The organism is Oceanobacillus phoenicis, from assembly GCF_047238145.1.
In the GTDB taxonomy this organism is placed as follows: domain Bacteria; phylum Bacillota; class Bacilli; order Bacillales; family Amphibacillaceae; genus Oceanobacillus.
Genome location: NZ_JBDFME010000001.1, coordinates 3,528,211 through 3,544,862, shown reverse-complemented (window position 1 = coordinate 3,544,862; position 16,652 = coordinate 3,528,211). Strand labels below are relative to the sequence as shown.

Below are 16,652 nucleotides of genomic sequence, written 5' to 3'. Positions count from 1 at the left end.
AGTTGAAATATATTCTTAAAGTTTAATAGTAGGTCCTGTTACATCAAAACTGTATCATGTAAAGATATGTCATATTGTTAACATAGTACTCAAGCACTAGACTGGAGAAGGTTGATATTGGGTATACTTAGTTCATAACCTAGATTGGAGGTTGTGCTATGGATATTCTATCTAAAAATGTGAATGAAACATCATTATATTCGACAAAGTCCAAGTATGCAGGACGTAATTTTTGGTCGGGTTTGTTGTTTGGAATTGGATTAGTAGCATTTATTGATGAGGTGGTTTTTCATCAATTATTACAATGGCATCACTTTTATGACCGATCGACAACGCAAATCGGATTGATTTCAGATGGTCTCTTTCATGCATTCAGTTGGTTTGCAACGATAGGAGGATTGTTTTTATTTGCAGATCTTCGACGGAGAAATGCATTTTGGCTAAAGCGATGGGTTGGAAGTATCCTGTTAGGTGCAGGTCTATTTCAATTATATGATGGAACGATACAACATAAAATTATGAAAATTCATCAAATACGTTATGTTGATCATGTAATTGTTTATGATATTGTTTGGAACTCCATTGCAGCGGTATTGATAGTTATTGGGGCGATATTAGTTTTTCAGACACGAAGGAAAGCGAATCCTTTAAAAGGAATGAACCTTGATGATTAATCATGGGCATCATGAAAATGGTTTGCAGATGATGGATTTGTTTATTATTGTGCTTGTATTAACCCTAATAATAACTTATATTGGTGCTGGATTAATTTCAAATAAGAAAAAACACTTGAACAGTTGGCCGTTCCATAGATACATATTATGGATAATGGGCTTTCTTTTAGTCGGTGTTTCATTAGTAGGACCAATAGCTGAATTAGCTCATAGTAATTTTACTGCTCATATGCTAAGCCATTTATTATTAGGCATGTTATCCCCGTTATTACTAGCTCTTGCAGCACCAATTACATTACTACTTCGTATGCTACCAGTTCAGCAAGCGCGAATTTTATCAAGACTATTAAAAACACCATTTCCTAGTTTAATGCGACATCCAATAATTGCGTCAATACTAAATATAGGTGGTTTATGGCTACTTTACACAACTAACTTATATATGCTCATGCATGAAAACTTACTCGTATATCTTATTGTCCATTTTCATATATTTGTAGCTGGTTATCTATTCACTATTTCAATGATATATATGGATCCAACACCACATCGGTTTAGTTATCTCTATCGAGCAGTTGTGTTTGTATTTGCTTTGGCTGGACATGGTATATTATCAAAGTATATTTATGCAAATCCCCCAGTAGAAGTGCCGAAAGACCAAGCAGAAGCCGGTGGAATACTTATGTATTATGGTGGAGATGCAATTGATATTATAATCATCTTTATACTATGTTTACATTGGTATCGTTCTACGAGCCCAAAAGCGAGATTAAATGTAAGCTCAAACTAAAAAGAGGTGGGTCAATGCCCAACCTCTTTGTGAGAAACTTGTCTATATACGAAATGTGTTTTTTCTAATATCCTACTTCTACCGCAGCGTTAACAATATACATTAAATCATTTTCATCATGTTTATCTTCTAAAATTATGCCACTCGAAGTAGCCATTCCTCCATCTGTTACATCTACTTCTACTGTTCCATATGGGATGGTTTCTTTAATTTTACTAATATCTAAATTATCTCGATCAAGAGGTACTGCTAGACGAACCACTACTTTCATGTTTTCCAGACGTTGATTTGGTAAACTTTTCTCGATGCCAGGCATTGAATTTGCCCAGATTGCATTTTGTACTGCTCTAGTCGCCGCTTTCGTTATATCCTGTCCATGTACATCAATTCCCATTCCAGTTTGAATAAAGAGTATCTGTTTCATGATAAAACTCCTTTATTAATGTAATTTAGAATATATAATACGATTCCCAACAAACTAAAATAGTAAACTCCGAAATAGAATAACTGAGTTTCCATTTCTTCTATTTAAAGAGCTATAATTGTTTGTAGATTAGACATAAATGATACGATAAAATAGAATCGAGAGGAGGCTTCTTTTGGAAAATAAAGAAATGCTAATCATAGATGATCTCATGAATCAAATAAAACAAAAAAAGATACAGCTGGGAGAAAAATTCCCCTCGGAAAATACATTAGCAGATATGTATAAAGTTCCGAGAATAACGGTTAGAAATGCATTTAATACTTTAGAAGAGCGGGGATTTATTCAGTCATCGCAAGGTAAAGGTCGCTTTCTAAAAGGAAAATCGATTCAAATTAAGTTGCCTTTAACTGGAGATACTAGCTTCTCAGAAAAAATGGAACAGATGGGATATAATTTACAATCGAAAAATGTTTTGTTCAAGAAAATTAACTTTAATCAATCTATATTTAATCGACTACATGCAAGTGAAAGTGACAATGTCTATCAAGTTGTAAGATTACGTTATATTAATGGAGAAATTATTGCAATTCACTATTCTTTTGTAAAGGAATCAACTGTTCCAAAGATTGTAGAAGAGGGACCGGAAATTTTATCTATGTTTCGTTTTTATAGACAACAAGGATTTGAATCTTTTACCAGTAGTCAATCGATTTTAAGTGTCACTTTTCCAACCTTAGAAGAGCAACAATTATTGGAATGTAAGAGTATGATTCCATTAATTATAGTAGAAACAGATTGTACAGATAAAGAAACCAATCAAATTTTAGAATATACGAAAATACTTTATCGAAGTGATACATTTAAATATGATATATCTGCTATTCCATAAGCAAGGATCAATCTAAACTTAGAGATTGGTCCTTGTTTTTTCTATCTGTATATAAATTTGTGTGCAGTCGATAGTACCTATAGCTCTGCCCTTAGCAACCAGCAAGTACGAGTAGCTAAATAAACGGAGTATATTTCTGAAGGGGTTTCTGATTTATCTTTTACATACTGATGTCACAAAACTTCCTACGGAGGCGGTTTTTAGGTTGCTAACCTGGTGATTGTGGCTTTGCTCTAATTACTCAAGATCTTTTCTTATACAATTCCCCACTTTATACATTCCTTTACATATACTTAACCACTTCTTAACACACAATAACTTGGCGACAAGTTAGGATTGATTTGTGAAGGAGGTTATGAAAAATGAATCGGAAACGTAGAACCGAAATTCTTATTCAGGGAGATGCGAGTTTAGTAGATAACCTTGCGGAAGAAATTACAAGTAAGTATCAATGGCAGGAATTTTCACCACCATCTTATAGCCTTACGATGATGAAAATGCGTGAAACAGCAAAACAATCCTTATTTCATATCGGAGAAGTTCTTGTTACAGAAGCAAAGGTTGAAGTCAGTGGTCAAATAGGAGTTGGAATCATAGTAGGAATGAAAGATAACCTTGCGAATAAATTAGCCATTATTGATGCTGCATATAAAGCGAAATTGCCAGAAATAATTAATTGGAATGAGCTTCTAATTAAAGAAGAACAAAAAATTTATATCAGGAAGGTAAAGAAGCAACAGGAATTACTAAAAACAAAAGTTCATTTTGACACTATGGATGTTGAATAGAATTCCCATTTAGGAGGTGTTTACATGGTTACTAGCTTTGTTCACGATACGCAACATACATATCGGAAAATTCTTGACAGCATGTCGAAGCCGGGGCAAATTTCATCGATTGAATCCAATCCTGAACATCAGATGTATTGTTTACCTGCGACTTTTTTAGTTGCTTTAACCTTGTTTGATACAGAGGTGAACTTCCATGTGATTGATCATGACACAAAGATTGCGAATGTGCTATCTCAATATACAGTTGCAACACAGGTGCCAATTGAAAAAGCAGATTATATCATTGCCACAAACAATACGGATGCTATGGAATTACTACATGGGTTAAAGAAAAGCAGTGTCGGTACTTTAGCTGACCCACATCAGTCTGCAACGTTAATTGTTGAGCAACAAAACATAATAGAAAATGGAGATCTTGAATTATCAGGCCCAGGAATTAAAGAAACACATCGTATCGGAATAGAAGTCTCTGAGGAATTTTGGAAGGAAAGAGACGTGAAAATAAAGGAATACCCGCTAGGAATAGATTTAATATTTACGGATCAAAATTCTAATATTATGTGTATTCCTAGAACGACAAGAGTACATAAGAAAGGAGCGGATAAATAATGGGGTATGTTGCTGTTAAAGGGGGCACAGAAGCAATAGAAGCCTCTATTGAACGTTTGAAATATGAACGACTGAAAGAAACATCAACTATCGAAGTAGAAACGATTTTGGCATCAATGCGGCAACTTGTAGATCAGGTGATGTCAGAGGCGAGTTTGTTTAATCCATATTTAGCTGCACTTGCTATCAAACAAGCTGAGGGCAGTATGGAAGAAGCTGTTTTCTTACTTCGTGCCCATCGTTCTACATTACCAAGACGTTATTATAGTAGAACAATAGAAACATCGTCTATGTTCGTCGAAAGAAGAATTTCAGCTAGCTTTAAAGATATTCCTGGTGGGCAATTATTAGGTGCTACATATGATTATACACATCGATTGCTAGATTTTAATTTAATCTATGAAACGAAAGCTGAAATAGAAAGATGGTTAGAACAATTTCAAGCGGAACAGTCAGAAGTTACTGATGAATTACTCTTTTTTCCAAAAGTAGTGGATTATTTAAGAGAAGAAGGGTTATTTGAAACTTATGTGTTGAATGATCAATTACCAGATGATGTAACAAAGAGGAGTCTTTCCTTTCCATCTTCACGTAGCGAACGATTGCAAGTATTGACTCGAGGACAGACAGGTGCAGTTACATCATTGGGGTATGCTTCACTAAGAGGATATGGTCAAGTTCATCCGACGGTAGGGGAAGTTCGTGTAGGTTCCGTTCCAATTCATGTATCTCCTCCTTATGAAGCTGGGGATGACAAAGATGAAGATTATTATATTGGTGAAATTAAGCTGACGGAAGTTGAATCCTTCGTACCCGTAATGAAGGAGAAAAACAAAAAAACGAAAGAATTACAGTTTGAAATTGGTTATGGAGCATGCTTTGGTCAGAATGAAACAAAAGCAATTGCAATGAGTATACTCGATCAATGCTTGGAAAACAATCAGGCTCCTTATCCAACACATGATGAAGAATTTGTTTTACTTCACATTGATTCCGTGGAATCGACAGGTTTTATTTCTCATTTAAAACTTCCACATTATGTTACGTTCCAATCAAAATTAGACAGTATCCGCAATGTGAAGAAGGGAGGAACTGAAACATGATTCATCAAGAGACACATTTTGCATTTTTGGATGAAAGTTCTAAAAAAGAAATACGAAGGGCAACGTTAAAAGCAGTTGCAATACCAGGGTATCAAGTACCATTTTCATCTCGAGAAATGCCAATAGGTAGAGGTTGGGGGACCGGTGGCCTGCAGCTAACTCTTTCGCTTGTTGGAAAAAAAGATATTTTAAAAGTAATTGATCAAGGCGCAGATGAGTCTGTTAATGCAGTCAGTATTAAAAAACTTGTTCAATCAACTACCAATATTGAAGTGACGGAAAGAACACAAGATGCAACGCTTATACAATCTAGACATCGAATACCAGAAATCCCGTTAACGCCGGATCAAATACTTGTATTGCAGGTGCCGATGCCAGAGCCATTAAGAGCATATGAATCGAAGGAAGCAGTTACTAAAAACTTACATGCAGAGCAAGAATATAGTGGAATTTGGATGATGCTATTTGAGCAAATCATTAAATATGGCAGACAAACAACAAATGCGGATCATCCTGTAATGGTAAATAATCATTACATTATGGCTCCAAGTCCAATACCAAGATTCGACAATCCAAAGATGCACCAATCAGAAGCATTAATCTTGCTAGGAGCTGGACGGGAAAAGAAAATATATGCTGTCCCGCCATTTACACCAATTGAATCACTTGCATTTAATGATTATCCTTTTGCAAAGGAAGATTTCACTGGTAGGGAATGTAAACTCTGTGGAGCTAGTGATGTATTCCTAGATGAATTAGTTGATGAAAAAACACAAGAAACCTTTTATCAATGTAATGATACAAGCTATTGTATTGAACGGCTCAACAATATGAATAACAAAGAGGTGAAATCGATTGATGTATGAGAAACCAACACTCTCTATTCAGAACCTAAATAAACAATTTGGTACCGGCTGTGATCATTGCTTAAATCCTGAGACAAGAGTTCTAAATCAGAATTTTTGTCCAGAATGTGGAACGGTCTATGCATGCCAAGATATTTCATTTGATTTGTTTCCTGGGGAAATACTTGGTGTTGTAGGAGAAAGTGGGAGCGGTAAATCTAGCCTGATGAAATGCATGTATTTCGATTCAGATGTAACATCTGGAGAAATGTATGCTGATCATAAAGATTTTCAAGATGAAAATTTAGTTGATTTATCTGCTCAACAAAAACGATATATACGTAATCATCATTATGGAATGGTTTATCAAAACCCAGCAAATGGACTGAAAATGGATTTTTCATCGATTGGAAATATCGCAGAAAAGCAAATTGCAGCGGGGAATCGGAATGTGAACCAAATGGAATCGACTGGGAAACGTCTGTTAGAAACGGTACATATTCCCATATTTCGAATGAAAGAAGAACCGAAATATTTTTCTGGGGGAATGCAGCAACGCGTTCAAATTGCAAAGGCATTATCAAATAATCCACCAGTATTATTTTTAGATGAAGTAACAACCGGATTAGACCTTTCTGTACAAGCGGATGTTTTAGATTTAATAAAAAATATTCAACTGGAATTTGGAATTAGTATGGTAGTAGTATCTCATGATTTAGCTGTTATTCGAATGTTAGCAGACCGAACAATTGTCATGTTAAACGGGAAAATTATCGAACAAGGGTTAACCGATCAAATTTTAGAAGATCCTTTCCATGCTTATACACAACAGCTCGTCTATTCATTATTATAGGAGGTTGTCTATATTGTACGTTATTCACAATGGAAACATTATTATGGAAGACTCGATTTTAACCGGCCATGCACTACTTATTGAAGGGGACAGAATAAAAGATGTGGTTATTGAAGAAGAGGCTATGCAAATCTCGAATGTAGAATGTATTAATGCAAATGGAGGGTTCATCTCACCGGGTTTCATTGACATTCATTCGGATTATATTGAATCAATTGTTTCTCCTAGACCTACTAGTATGATGAATATGGATATTAGTCTAAGAGAAGCAGAGAAAATATTAATTAGCCATGGTATAACAACTATTTTTCATTCTCTTTCCTTTTATAAAAAAGATTTATTTACTCATAAGCCAATACGAAATCCAGAAACAGTACAGCGGTTAGTAGAAGCAATTCATAAAACTCATGATCGTCCTCACCTAATCAGGCATCGCCTGCATGCCCGATTTGAACTAGATAATATCGAGCAGATTGAACAACTCGTTGAAAATATTGAAAATGATAAGGTCCACCTGCTTTCTTTTATGGATCATACTCCAGGACAAGGCCAATATCGTGATCTAGAGGTATTTAGTAAGACATTAAAGGGATATAGAAATTTATCGGATGAAGAAGTGAATGTCATTATACTAGAGCGAAAAAGTAGAGAACAAATGACATTAGAAAAAATAGCGGAAGTCGCAAAAATAGCTGATAACAAAGGAATTGCTGTTGCTTCACATGATGATGATAATGAGGAGAAATTAAAGCTTGTCCAATCATTTGGTACAACGATTAGTGAATTTCCAATTACATTGAATGTAGCTAAAGAAGCAAAAAATCTAGGATTACGAACGATTGTTGGAGCTCCAAATGTGCTTCTCGGTGGTTCCCATTCTGGAAATTTATCGGCTATCGAAGCAATTCACGAAGACTCTGCAGATATACTATGCAGTGATTATTTTCCAGCAGCACTTTTATTAGCTGTTTTTCAACTACATGAAAAGCATCAGAAAGAGCTTCATGAGATGTTTAAGATGGTTACATTAAATCCAGCGAAAGCTGTACGAATGGATGATGAAATAGGTTCTATAAAACCTGGTAAAAAAGCAGATATCTTAATCATTAATCAAATGGAAGATGGATATCCCATGTTAACAAAGACAATGGTCAACGGTTCATTCATTACCACCACCAATTATAGATTCAACTAAAAGTGAGGGGATAACATGGCACTATTAGAAGTGAGCGATTTTGGAAAAGAGTTTGTCAATCATCGGTTACAAGTTAAAAGACAAGCGGTAGAGAATATTCACTTTACATTAGAAGAAGGAGAATTTTTAGGCATAATTGGAAAAAGCGGTAGCGGTAAATCCACGATTTTAAAGAGTATTTATCGCACTTATCTTCCAGATCAAGGAAATATTTATTTTGATTCCAACCAGCTTGGAAAAATTGATATTACGAAAATATCAGAAAGAGAAATGATTTACTTGCGAAAATTTGAAATCAGTTATGTATCCCAATTTTTAGATGTGTTGCCACGAATTACTTGTCGGGAATTGGTTGAGAAATCCCTTCAAGAAATGGGTGTAGAACATGCAATTGCCAGAGTAGAAGCAGAATCTGCTCTTACCCATTTTGAGTTAGACGAAAAACTGTGGGATGTGTACCCAAATACATTTTCTGGTGGAGAGAAGCTGAGATTGAATATTGCTATGGCAACGGTCAAACAACCTCGTCTGCTGTTATTAGATGAACCAACAGCAAGCCTTGATCAAGATTCTAAAATGAAGGTTCGTGAGGTAATCGAAAAGTTAAAGCATAGCGGAACCTCTCTTATTGGTATCTTTCATGATATTGAATTTATAGAAGGTCTTTGTGATTCTATTTTTAATATGAATGATCATCAGCCTGTTACATCAGTAGGGAATAGATATGAAAGCTGATTTACATGTTCACAGCCATTTCTCAGATGGTTCAGATGCTGTAAGTGAAGTAATGAGGCAGGCTAAGAAAAATGGTGTTACTCATCTAAGTTTTGTTGACCATGATACAGTAGATAATTTACTAGAAATTCAGCGACAAGCTAAACGTTTTGATATTCGTGTGATTCCTGGCATTGAAATATCTGCTTATGATTTTAAGCGGAAACGCAAGGTGCATATTCTTGGGTATAATTACAAGCTAGAAGCAAGTCACATACGTAATCTTTGTAATCCACTGTTAGATCGAAGAAATGATCATTCACTTTGGCAAATTAGAAAAATTAACGATTTAGGTTATCAAATAGATGAACAAGTTATTAAGCAAAAAGCTTTGCCTAGCAATACGATTTATAAACAACACATTATGCAAGAGTTGACAGAAGTCCCCTATGATTCGACGGAATATGGAAATCTTTATCAGCAGCTATTTAAATATAATGGCGTAGCTAGAGGAGATATTGTATATATCGATGCCTTTGATGCAGTGGAATCCATTGTTAAAGACGGGGGCATTGCAGTAGTTGCACATCCTGGTCAATTGGATTCCTATGACTTGATTCCAGAATTAGTAGAAATAGGTCTCGGTGGAGTCGAAAGAAATCATCCTGATCATACGATAAGAGACCATGATAAAGTAGAGACTTTAGCGGAGGAACTAAACTTATTCATGACAGGAGGAACAGATTACCATGGCAGGTTCGGGACTCCTATTCAGATAGGTGAAATAACAAGTCCAATAAATAAATTATTGGTATAGCGTAAAAAGTCTTAATTTAGTGTGAAGTATCTGTAAATAAACCGTCTTTTTATCATTTTTATGCTTCAATGAAAATAGCTCTAAACTATACTATTTTATATTCTGGGAGGAATACACGATGTGTAAAAAAATTGGTAGTTTACTTATGCTTGTGATGATTGTGTCAGTGTTAGCTGCATGTTCAGATGGCAGTGCGGGAGGGGCAAGTAGCGATGATGTTATTGATATCGTCTGGTACCCTAATGAGTCTGGTAATGAATTGAAAACTGCAAGAGACGAAATAGGTAATGTTATAGAAGAAGAGACTGGGAAGCAAGTAGAACATCATTTAACTACTGACTATGCAATCGCAATTGAAACCATCGCAAATGATAATGCAGAACTTGCATTTATGGGAGCTCAGGGTTATATCGAGGCCAATAGTAAAAATGAAGCAGTAGAGCCAATGGTTGTTCCTACTGGTCCATCTGGGACATTAGAAGATGCAATGTATTATAGTTGGCTAGCTGTAAATGTCGATGATCAAACAAATTATAAAAATGGTGATGATTTTAGTCTAGATACAATCGAAGGGAAAAGATTCTCTTTTGTTTCAAATAGTTCAACCTCAGGATTTGTGGTTCCTTCTTCAACAATATTAGAGAATTTTTCGGACATGGAGTTAACGGAAGAAAATTTGATGGAAGGTGGGCCTTTATTTGAACAAGTATTATTTGGTGGATCTCACCAAGGGTCAGCAGTTAATTTATTAAACGGAAATGCTGACGTAGCAGCATTCTGTGACACATGTGTAGAAAACTATGTAGAGGTAGCAGAAGGTGAAGAAAACACAGTAGGATCTGTGTATAAAGTAAAAGATAATGCTGAAGAGCCGTTTAATACGGTAACTGGAAGTGAATTTACATTAATGAATGTAACTCCAGTCTTAAATGCTCCTTTTGTAGCAAATACTAACCTGCTAAGTGAAGAAGAGTTTGAAACAATTCAAAATCTATTTAGTTCTGATGAAATTGCAAACAATGAAGCGATATTTGTTCCTGAAGGTTCCGATGAATCTGGTTTATTTTTTAAATCTGGTGATGAACGTTTTGCTCCTGTAGAGGATCAATGGTTTAATCCCATTCGAGAGCTTTCAGCTACAAAGTAAGTTTATTGACTATCTACCAGCGTTATATTAATTCGGAAGGAGTGTCACTATATGACTTTATTAGAAGTGAATAACCTTGGTAAGAATTATAATGGGGAAACCAAAGTGTTAAAGAACGTTAATTTTGAAGTAGGCTCAGGCGAGTTTGTATCGATCATTGGTCCATCTGGCGCGGGTAAATCTACATTACTTCGGTGCATTAATCGAATGGTAGAAATTAGTGAAGGTAGTGTATTTATAGATGGACAAAGTGTAGGAGATATGAAGAAAAAGTCGTTAAGGTCCTTACGAACAAATATTGGGATGATTTTTCAACACTACAATTTAGTTCCTAGACTTACGGTAATTGAAAATGTGCTTCATGGAAGATTTGGCTATAAAACAAATCTACAAGGCATAATGGGAAGATTTACAGAAAAAGAGAAAGAAAAAGCATTTGAATTACTTGATAAATTAGGGATTGCTGACCATGCGTATAAACGTTGTGACCAATTAAGTGGAGGGCAGCAGCAAAGGGTAGGAATATGTCGAGCATTAATTCAAGACCCCAAAATTATTCTATGTGATGAACCAATCGCTTCCCTAGATCCAAATTCTTCGAAGATTATTATGGATTATTTAAAAAAAATTACGAATGAATTAGGGATTACCTGTTTAGTAAATTTACACCAAGTTGAAGTGGCAAAAGCATATGCAGATCGCATTATCGGATTAAAAAGAGGAGAAATTGTTTTTGATGGTCCAAGTAATTTACTATATCAAGATAAAATTGAATCGATTTATGGTTTTCAACAGCGGGAACTAATTACGGTATAGAGGAGTAGGTCACATGGATGAACAAAAGATGAGAAAAGGGAAGTGGCAAGCAACAATCTTTTTACTAGTGATTATCTTAATGACCTATTTTGCTTCGTCCATAACGCAGTTTAATTTGCTTGAGAGTATAACGACAATCCCACAAGCAATTGGTTGGATGGTTACTAATTTGTTTATTACCGGTGAGGCTATTACAAAATTACCAGGAATAATAGAAAAATTAACCGAGACAATTTTTATGTCTATTGCTGCCACAACCTTAGCAGCAGTGCTATCAATCGCATTAGCATTACTCGGTTCAAAAACGACAAAAGTAAATAACATATTTAGTGTGATTGCTCGTTTTATAGCATCTTTTTCAAGAAACATTCCTGTGGTAGCTTGGTCATTGATTTTACTTATTTCTTTTGGTCAAAACTCAGTAACTGGTTTTCTAGCATTGTTTGTTGGGACGCTGGGATTTTTGACAAGAGCATTTATTGAAACGATAGATGAAGCAAGCCCAAGTTCCGTAGAAGCCCTTAGTGCTACTGGGGCTACATACTTTCATATTGTAAATAATGCCGTCATTCCTCAAAGTCTCCCACAAATGATAAGTTGGATACTATTTATGATCGAGACGAATATACGTAGTGCAACACTTGTAGGGATTTTAACAGGTACTGGTATTGGCTATATGTTCGATATTTACTATAAAAATATGAATTATGATGTTGTTGCCTTGATTACGTTTTCCATCGTGATAGCCGTCATTGTCATTGAATTATTATCTAACAAGATACGGAAGGTGATATTGTAATGGAAATGAATCAAGGGACAACCTCCATAAATATGAGACGGAAACGGAACGGAAAAATTAATATAAAATCTGGGAATAAAATAGATTTAGTTGTCAAGAGTACGATATGGATCCTTAGCCTATTAACGATCTTAGCGTTTTTCTTCTTCAATTATTCCGGCCTACAATTAGAACGTGCAATACCTGAAACGTGGCATAATCTAAAAGTAATGTTTTTAGAACCTGCCCTGAATCATTTTAGCTGGCAAGAAGCGGTATATCAAATTGGAGTTACACTAGGATTAGGTGTTTTAGCCACTGTCTTTGGAGCGATTATTGCTTTTTTTCTTGCTTTAATGGCAGCAGAGAATTTATCTAAACCATGGATTTCGAAAACAGTAAGGATTTTCGTAGCGTTCGTACGAGCTGTACCTACCGTGCTTTGGGTACTTATCTTCGCCATAGCGGCGGGGCTCGGAAGTGAAGCTGCTGTTCTTGGAATGTTATTTCACTCTGTTGCTTATTTAGTGAAGGCTTTTTCAGAATCCTTTGAGGAGGTCGATGCTGGAATACTTGAAGCATTGAGGGCATCGGGTTCAAAATGGTGGCATGTTATCGTTCATGGTGTATTACCATCTACATTTACGTATTTATTATCATGGACATTTTTACGATTCGAAATTAACTTCTCAGTAGCCGTGGCAATGGGTGCAGCTGCTGGGGCAGGAGGAATTGGCTTTGAATTGTTTATGGCTTCTGGATTTTATTTTGATCTGAGAGAAGTAGGTTTTATCACGTATGCAATCTTATTGATCGCAATCATATTAGAAATTACGTCAACGAGATTGAAACATCGTTATTTCCCTGGTCAATTAACTTCATAAAACAGGAAATACTACAAGCTGAACGATGTGGAGAAAACAACTTCAGAGTTTAGTCTTTAATGGCATTTGGAGTAAGTATAGGTATTATTAAGTACTATCGTAAATAGATATTCTTAATTAATTTATGATGTATAGTTTGTTCAAAAGTGCATAATCAAACACATCCTAGATTACAGGATACGAAGGTTAGTGGGAAAGATCGAATGATTTTCCCCACTAATTTTTCAATGTAGATTATAAAGCAAAGCTCTAGGAGTACGATTTCTCATAAAACAATAATATATTTTTATCAAGCTAAACTCCAACGTAGGTTTTTAGCTTTAGAATATCGATCTGAAACAGCTGGCCAATTGACCACATTCCACCATTGATCAACATAATCTTTTTTCTCGTTTAAATATTGTAAATAATAGGCATGTTCCCATACATCAAGAACTAATAAAGGTATCATATCTTGTTGAGAGAGATTTTGGTGTTTTTCTGCTTGTAATATTTCCATTCTTCCGGAACGAGGTGCCCAGATAAGCATCGCCCAACCTCCACCTTCGACTTGATCAGCTGCATGCGTAAAGTGCGCTTTAAACTGATCAAAGCTACCGAAATCACGCTCGATTGCTTGAAGTAATTCTCCCCGAGGTTTGCCTCCTGCATGAGGTGCCATAATTTCCCAAAAAATCGAATGCAAATAATGTCCTGCACCATTAAAAGCAGCCTCTCGTTCCCAATGCTTAATTAAATCATAATCGCCTGTTTGTCTTGCTTCTTGCATCTTTTTTTCAGCTTTGTTCAAACCATCTACATAGCTTTGATGATGTTTATCATGGTGTAAATACATAATTTCTTTGGCAATATAAGGCTCTAAGGCATCATAATTATATGGAAGTGGCGGTAAACGATGGTTGCCTATTGATACATAGGACTGTCTATGCTTCTCATATAGTTCACGTTGATTTCTTTCATACAAATTATATACTTTAGATAGTAATTGATAAATATGGTGTTCGCTATAATAATTTAAATCAGTCCCTAATAAAGTTTCAACCTGATTGTATGATTTTTCATATTCTTCTTTTTCACGCTGATTATCAATTAACTCCAATTCTTTCTTTAAGTATTCTTTATTCTCCTCAAACCATTTTCTTATTTCTAACGAGTAAGAGCTCATAATATAATATCCCCCTAAATAACATGATCATATTATATTATGAGTTTCTTGCCCAAAAGTTCCTATATCAGTTTATCTATATGAACTCCTTTTTTTTATGAAGGGTCATTTTATACTGCCACTTTATCACGCAGAAATGTTACTTTTTTAAGAAAATTTATTTTTGCAAATATTAGTTTATGCTAAGGTTAAAAGGAGAGGGGGATTTATGATCAACGGGATTATTTTTTTATTCATTTTATTAATAGCTATGATTACTACAATAGCGACAGCCAGTTTCTGTGTTATGTTTTTCCTTTACTTAGGCAAGAAAAAAACTTTTCCAAAGAAATTACTATTAACTTCGATAATAGGATTGGCACTCACAGTGAGTTATGTAGGATATAGAACTTACTTATTTACGCTTCATGACCTTGAAGGAGAACACCAAGATGGTCCTATGGTTTCACCAGAAGGAACTTATACTGCAAATACATATTATGAAACTTATGGTGGAGCTGCTGAAGGTGTCAATATTTGGGTAGGTATTACTTATAATGAAGAGGAAAAATTAGCTAAAACCATCTATTATAGTGAAGCATTAAGTGACTTTGAGATAGAATGGAAAACAAATGATGTTCTACTAATAAAAAATGAAGATGCCAATTATCCAAGTGCTAGTAGAAGCATAGAATTGGATGTATCGAAAGAGATATATCATGATGCAGGGTTAGCATGCGAGAGTATATTAATGAAAGATGAATATGAATATTGTTATGAGAAAGAAGAAGAGGATTGGAGAAGTAAAAATGAAGAATGAAAATTTTTGTAAAATACTGAAACTATTTAGCGGGTAAATTCGTATGTATTGGACGAGGAGGCATTTTATGAAATTTCTACGTGAAATAGATGCAGATTCACTCGTTCCATATATCTTGACCAGTAGCTTACTTTTACTTGTTTCTGCATTTGCTGTTCCTGGAATAGCGATTATATTTATTCAAGACCTATTATTTTTTTCTTATGATCATTGGATGTTTATTCGTCCTGTAGAAGCATATAAAGGATTTGGAATCGCAATGATTTTGATTGCAGTTATACTATTATCCTTTTTATTAACTAAATTCTATATGGAGAAAAAAGACAAAGAATATAAATTAACGGTCATCCATCTATTATTAATAGTTGTAACCATTCCATTATTTATCTTGTCTATTTCACACTATGCGTATTTTGATGATAATGGGGTACATGGAAATGGTTTTTGGACCTTATCTGAAGATAACATTGCATGGGACGATGTAGAGAATGTTAGCAGAGTTGTTGATCCTAGTTCACGGAAAGTATTTTCTTATCATTTTTCAGATAATAATATAACGATTGACATTCCATATGACACCCAAGATACTCGTATTAAACAAACAATTACGGAAGTAATAGATTCAAATGATTGGGAAGTAGAGGAAATATATAGTGAGTAAATCTGGGTTTAAGGAAGTGGAATGATGATTATTTGGATTAATGGAACGTTTGGGGTTGGAAAAACAGAGACCGCGAAAATACTACATAAAAAAATGCCGAATTCCTATTTGTATGATCCAGAAGAGGTAGGTTCTCTAATTAGAAAGCAGCTACCAGTTGATTTATGGGAAGAAGATTTTCAAGATCATGAAGAATGGAGACTGTGGAACTACCATTTATTGAAGAAGGTAACAACAGAAACAGAAAAAGTTGTAATCGTACCAATGACACTTACAAATGAACAATATTATCAAGAAATTATAGGTGGCCTCACAAAAGAAGGAATTAAGATACATCACTTTACACTTGTAGCAGAACCACAAACAATTTTAGACAGGTTAATGAAGAGAGGGGATGGAAATAATGAATGGATTATGAATAGAACCGAGATGAACGTTAAGCAATTATCTGCAACGTTCTTTCAAATACATATTCATACTGAAAAACTAACTGTAGAAGAAACGGCCTTGGAGGTTATAAATTTAATCATGAGTAAAAGTTAATGAATTATGATTTAACGAATTAGATTATTAATTTATAAACACAATAGAAGTATTGCCCTTATCGCTGATTCTGTTCAATGTCCTTCAGGATTTACCTTCGTGGTAATACAAATCAGTGGAGAAAAAAGAAATACACCACTGAATGAACTTTC

Annotated in this window: 20 protein-coding genes; 18 read left to right on the top strand and 2 right to left on the bottom strand. The window is 34.9% G+C overall.

From position 1 onward, the window contains the following. Positions 1–158: 158 nt before the first annotated feature. Positions 159–674, top strand: coding sequence for a DUF2243 domain-containing protein (locus ABC346_RS17835; protein WP_413236137.1), 516 nt, complete (start codon positions 159–161; stop codon positions 672–674). Continuing rightward, a complete protein-coding gene (locus ABC346_RS17830; RefSeq protein ID WP_413236136.1) occupies positions 667–1,464 on the top strand; it encodes a cytochrome c oxidase assembly protein in 798 nt (265 codons plus the stop codon). The genes ABC346_RS17835 and ABC346_RS17830 overlap by 8 nt, the downstream gene beginning before the upstream one ends. A gap of 64 nt (positions 1,465–1,528) precedes the next feature. Here the strand turns inward: ABC346_RS17830 and ABC346_RS17825 are convergent, their stop codons facing one another. Further along, positions 1,529–1,888: a Lin0512 family protein gene (locus ABC346_RS17825; RefSeq protein ID WP_413236135.1), complete on the bottom strand. Its 360-nt coding sequence runs from the start codon at positions 1,886–1,888 to the stop codon at positions 1,529–1,531. Positions 1,889–2,063: 175 nt separating this feature from the next. Here ABC346_RS17825 and ABC346_RS17820 point away from each other — a divergent pair, with 175 nt between their 5' ends. From ABC346_RS17820 to ABC346_RS17760, 13 genes are all read left to right on the top strand, one after another. Then, positions 2,064–2,780 carry a GntR family transcriptional regulator gene (locus ABC346_RS17820; RefSeq protein ID WP_413236134.1) on the top strand — a complete coding sequence of 239 codons (717 nt, stop codon included), beginning with the start codon at positions 2,064–2,066 and terminating at the stop codon, positions 2,778–2,780. A 362-nt stretch (positions 2,781–3,142) separates the two neighbouring features. Next, positions 3,143–3,568 carry a phosphonate C-P lyase system protein PhnG gene (gene phnG, locus ABC346_RS17815; protein WP_413236133.1) on the top strand — a complete coding sequence of 142 codons (426 nt, stop codon included), beginning with the start codon at positions 3,143–3,145 and terminating at the stop codon, positions 3,566–3,568. Between the two features lie 24 nt (positions 3,569–3,592). Next, entirely contained in the window at positions 3,593–4,180 is a 588-nt protein-coding gene (phnH, locus tag ABC346_RS17810; RefSeq protein ID WP_413236132.1) for a phosphonate C-P lyase system protein PhnH, read from the top strand. Continuing rightward, entirely contained in the window at positions 4,180–5,283 is a 1,104-nt protein-coding gene (locus ABC346_RS17805) for a carbon-phosphorus lyase complex subunit PhnI (protein WP_413236131.1), read from the top strand. The genes phnH and ABC346_RS17805 overlap by 1 nt, the downstream gene beginning before the upstream one ends. Next, entirely contained in the window at positions 5,280–6,149 is an 870-nt protein-coding gene (locus ABC346_RS17800; RefSeq protein ID WP_413236130.1) for an alpha-D-ribose 1-methylphosphonate 5-phosphate C-P-lyase PhnJ, read from the top strand. Before ABC346_RS17805 ends, ABC346_RS17800 begins: the two co-directional genes overlap by 4 nt. After that, positions 6,142–6,981, top strand: coding sequence for an ATP-binding cassette domain-containing protein (locus ABC346_RS17795; protein WP_413236129.1), 840 nt, complete (start codon positions 6,142–6,144; stop codon positions 6,979–6,981). Before ABC346_RS17800 ends, ABC346_RS17795 begins: the two co-directional genes overlap by 8 nt. Positions 6,982–6,994: 13 nt before the next feature. Next, complete coding sequence (phnM, locus tag ABC346_RS17790; RefSeq protein ID WP_413236128.1) at positions 6,995–8,176, top strand: phosphonate metabolism protein PhnM; 1,182 nt, start codon at positions 6,995–6,997, stop codon at positions 8,174–8,176. A gap of 15 nt (positions 8,177–8,191) precedes the next feature. Continuing rightward, positions 8,192–8,911, top strand: a complete 720-nt coding sequence (gene phnL / locus ABC346_RS17785) for a phosphonate C-P lyase system protein PhnL (RefSeq protein ID WP_413236127.1) — start codon at positions 8,192–8,194, stop codon at positions 8,909–8,911. Further along, entirely contained in the window at positions 8,901–9,707 is an 807-nt protein-coding gene (locus ABC346_RS17780) for a PHP domain-containing protein (protein ID WP_413236126.1), read from the top strand. The genes phnL and ABC346_RS17780 overlap by 11 nt, the downstream gene beginning before the upstream one ends. A 118-nt stretch (positions 9,708–9,825) precedes the next feature. Next, entirely contained in the window at positions 9,826–10,854 is a 1,029-nt protein-coding gene (locus ABC346_RS17775) for a PhnD/SsuA/transferrin family substrate-binding protein (protein WP_413236125.1), read from the top strand. 51 nt (positions 10,855–10,905) lie between these two features. Beyond that, a complete protein-coding gene (gene phnC / locus ABC346_RS17770) occupies positions 10,906–11,670 on the top strand; it encodes a phosphonate ABC transporter ATP-binding protein (RefSeq protein ID WP_413236124.1) in 765 nt (254 codons plus the stop codon). A gap of 13 nt (positions 11,671–11,683) precedes the next feature. Continuing rightward, complete coding sequence (gene phnE / locus ABC346_RS17765; RefSeq protein ID WP_413236123.1) at positions 11,684–12,469, top strand: phosphonate ABC transporter, permease protein PhnE; 786 nt, start codon at positions 11,684–11,686, stop codon at positions 12,467–12,469. Next, complete coding sequence (locus ABC346_RS17760) at positions 12,469–13,332, top strand: ABC transporter permease subunit (protein ID WP_413236122.1); 864 nt, start codon at positions 12,469–12,471, stop codon at positions 13,330–13,332. The genes phnE and ABC346_RS17760 overlap by 1 nt, the downstream gene beginning before the upstream one ends. A 289-nt stretch (positions 13,333–13,621) precedes the next feature. Here the strand turns inward: ABC346_RS17760 and ABC346_RS17755 are convergent, their stop codons facing one another. Next, on the bottom strand, positions 13,622–14,497 hold the full coding sequence (locus ABC346_RS17755) for a superoxide dismutase (protein WP_413236121.1): 876 nt from the start codon (positions 14,495–14,497) through the stop codon (positions 13,622–13,624). A 208-nt stretch (positions 14,498–14,705) separates the two neighbouring features. Between ABC346_RS17755 and ABC346_RS17750 the strand changes: the two genes are divergently transcribed. The 3 genes from ABC346_RS17750 (at position 14,706) to ABC346_RS17740 (ending at position 16,500) form a co-directional block, all read left to right on the top strand. Continuing rightward, positions 14,706–15,296 carry a DUF5412 family protein gene (locus ABC346_RS17750; protein WP_413236120.1) on the top strand — a complete coding sequence of 197 codons (591 nt, stop codon included), beginning with the start codon at positions 14,706–14,708 and terminating at the stop codon, positions 15,294–15,296. 67 nt (positions 15,297–15,363) lie between these two features. Further along, complete coding sequence (locus ABC346_RS17745; protein ID WP_413236119.1) at positions 15,364–15,957, top strand: hypothetical protein; 594 nt, start codon at positions 15,364–15,366, stop codon at positions 15,955–15,957. Positions 15,958–15,981: 24 nt separating this feature from the next. Next, positions 15,982–16,500, top strand: a complete 519-nt coding sequence (locus ABC346_RS17740; RefSeq protein WP_413236118.1) for an AAA family ATPase — start codon at positions 15,982–15,984, stop codon at positions 16,498–16,500. The last annotated feature ends 152 nt before the right edge of the window (positions 16,501–16,652 follow it).

Bases quoted from the DNA above. Each gene is read 5' to 3' on its own strand.
- phnH (WP_413236132.1), top strand. From the start codon at position 3,593: ATGGTTACTAGCTTTGTTCACGATACGCAACATACATATCGGAAAATT.
- ABC346_RS17750 (WP_413236120.1), top strand. From the start codon at position 14,706: ATGATCAACGGGATTATTTTTTTATTCATTTTATTAATAGCTATGATT.
- ABC346_RS17780 (WP_413236126.1), top strand. From the start codon at position 8,901: ATGAAAGCTGATTTACATGTTCACAGCCATTTCTCAGATGGTTCAGAT.
- ABC346_RS17755 (WP_413236121.1), bottom strand. From the start codon at position 14,497: ATGAGCTCTTACTCGTTAGAAATAAGAAAATGGTTTGAGGAGAATAAA.
- phnC (WP_413236124.1), top strand. From the start codon at position 10,906: ATGACTTTATTAGAAGTGAATAACCTTGGTAAGAATTATAATGGGGAA.
- ABC346_RS17760 (WP_413236122.1), top strand. From the start codon at position 12,469: ATGGAAATGAATCAAGGGACAACCTCCATAAATATGAGACGGAAACGG.
- ABC346_RS17795 (WP_413236129.1), top strand. From the start codon at position 6,142: ATGTATGAGAAACCAACACTCTCTATTCAGAACCTAAATAAACAATTT.
- ABC346_RS17740 (WP_413236118.1), top strand. From the start codon at position 15,982: ATGATTATTTGGATTAATGGAACGTTTGGGGTTGGAAAAACAGAGACC.
- ABC346_RS17805 (WP_413236131.1), top strand. From the start codon at position 4,180: ATGGGGTATGTTGCTGTTAAAGGGGGCACAGAAGCAATAGAAGCCTCT.
- phnE (WP_413236123.1), top strand. From the start codon at position 11,684: ATGGATGAACAAAAGATGAGAAAAGGGAAGTGGCAAGCAACAATCTTT.
- ABC346_RS17835 (WP_413236137.1), top strand. From the start codon at position 159: ATGGATATTCTATCTAAAAATGTGAATGAAACATCATTATATTCGACA.
- phnL (WP_413236127.1), top strand. From the start codon at position 8,192: ATGGCACTATTAGAAGTGAGCGATTTTGGAAAAGAGTTTGTCAATCAT.
- phnG (WP_413236133.1), top strand. From the start codon at position 3,143: ATGAATCGGAAACGTAGAACCGAAATTCTTATTCAGGGAGATGCGAGT.
- ABC346_RS17825 (WP_413236135.1), bottom strand. From the start codon at position 1,888: ATGAAACAGATACTCTTTATTCAAACTGGAATGGGAATTGATGTACAT.
- ABC346_RS17830 (WP_413236136.1), top strand. From the start codon at position 667: ATGATTAATCATGGGCATCATGAAAATGGTTTGCAGATGATGGATTTG.
- ABC346_RS17745 (WP_413236119.1), top strand. From the start codon at position 15,364: ATGAAATTTCTACGTGAAATAGATGCAGATTCACTCGTTCCATATATC.
- ABC346_RS17800 (WP_413236130.1), top strand. From the start codon at position 5,280: ATGATTCATCAAGAGACACATTTTGCATTTTTGGATGAAAGTTCTAAA.
- ABC346_RS17775 (WP_413236125.1), top strand. From the start codon at position 9,826: ATGTGTAAAAAAATTGGTAGTTTACTTATGCTTGTGATGATTGTGTCA.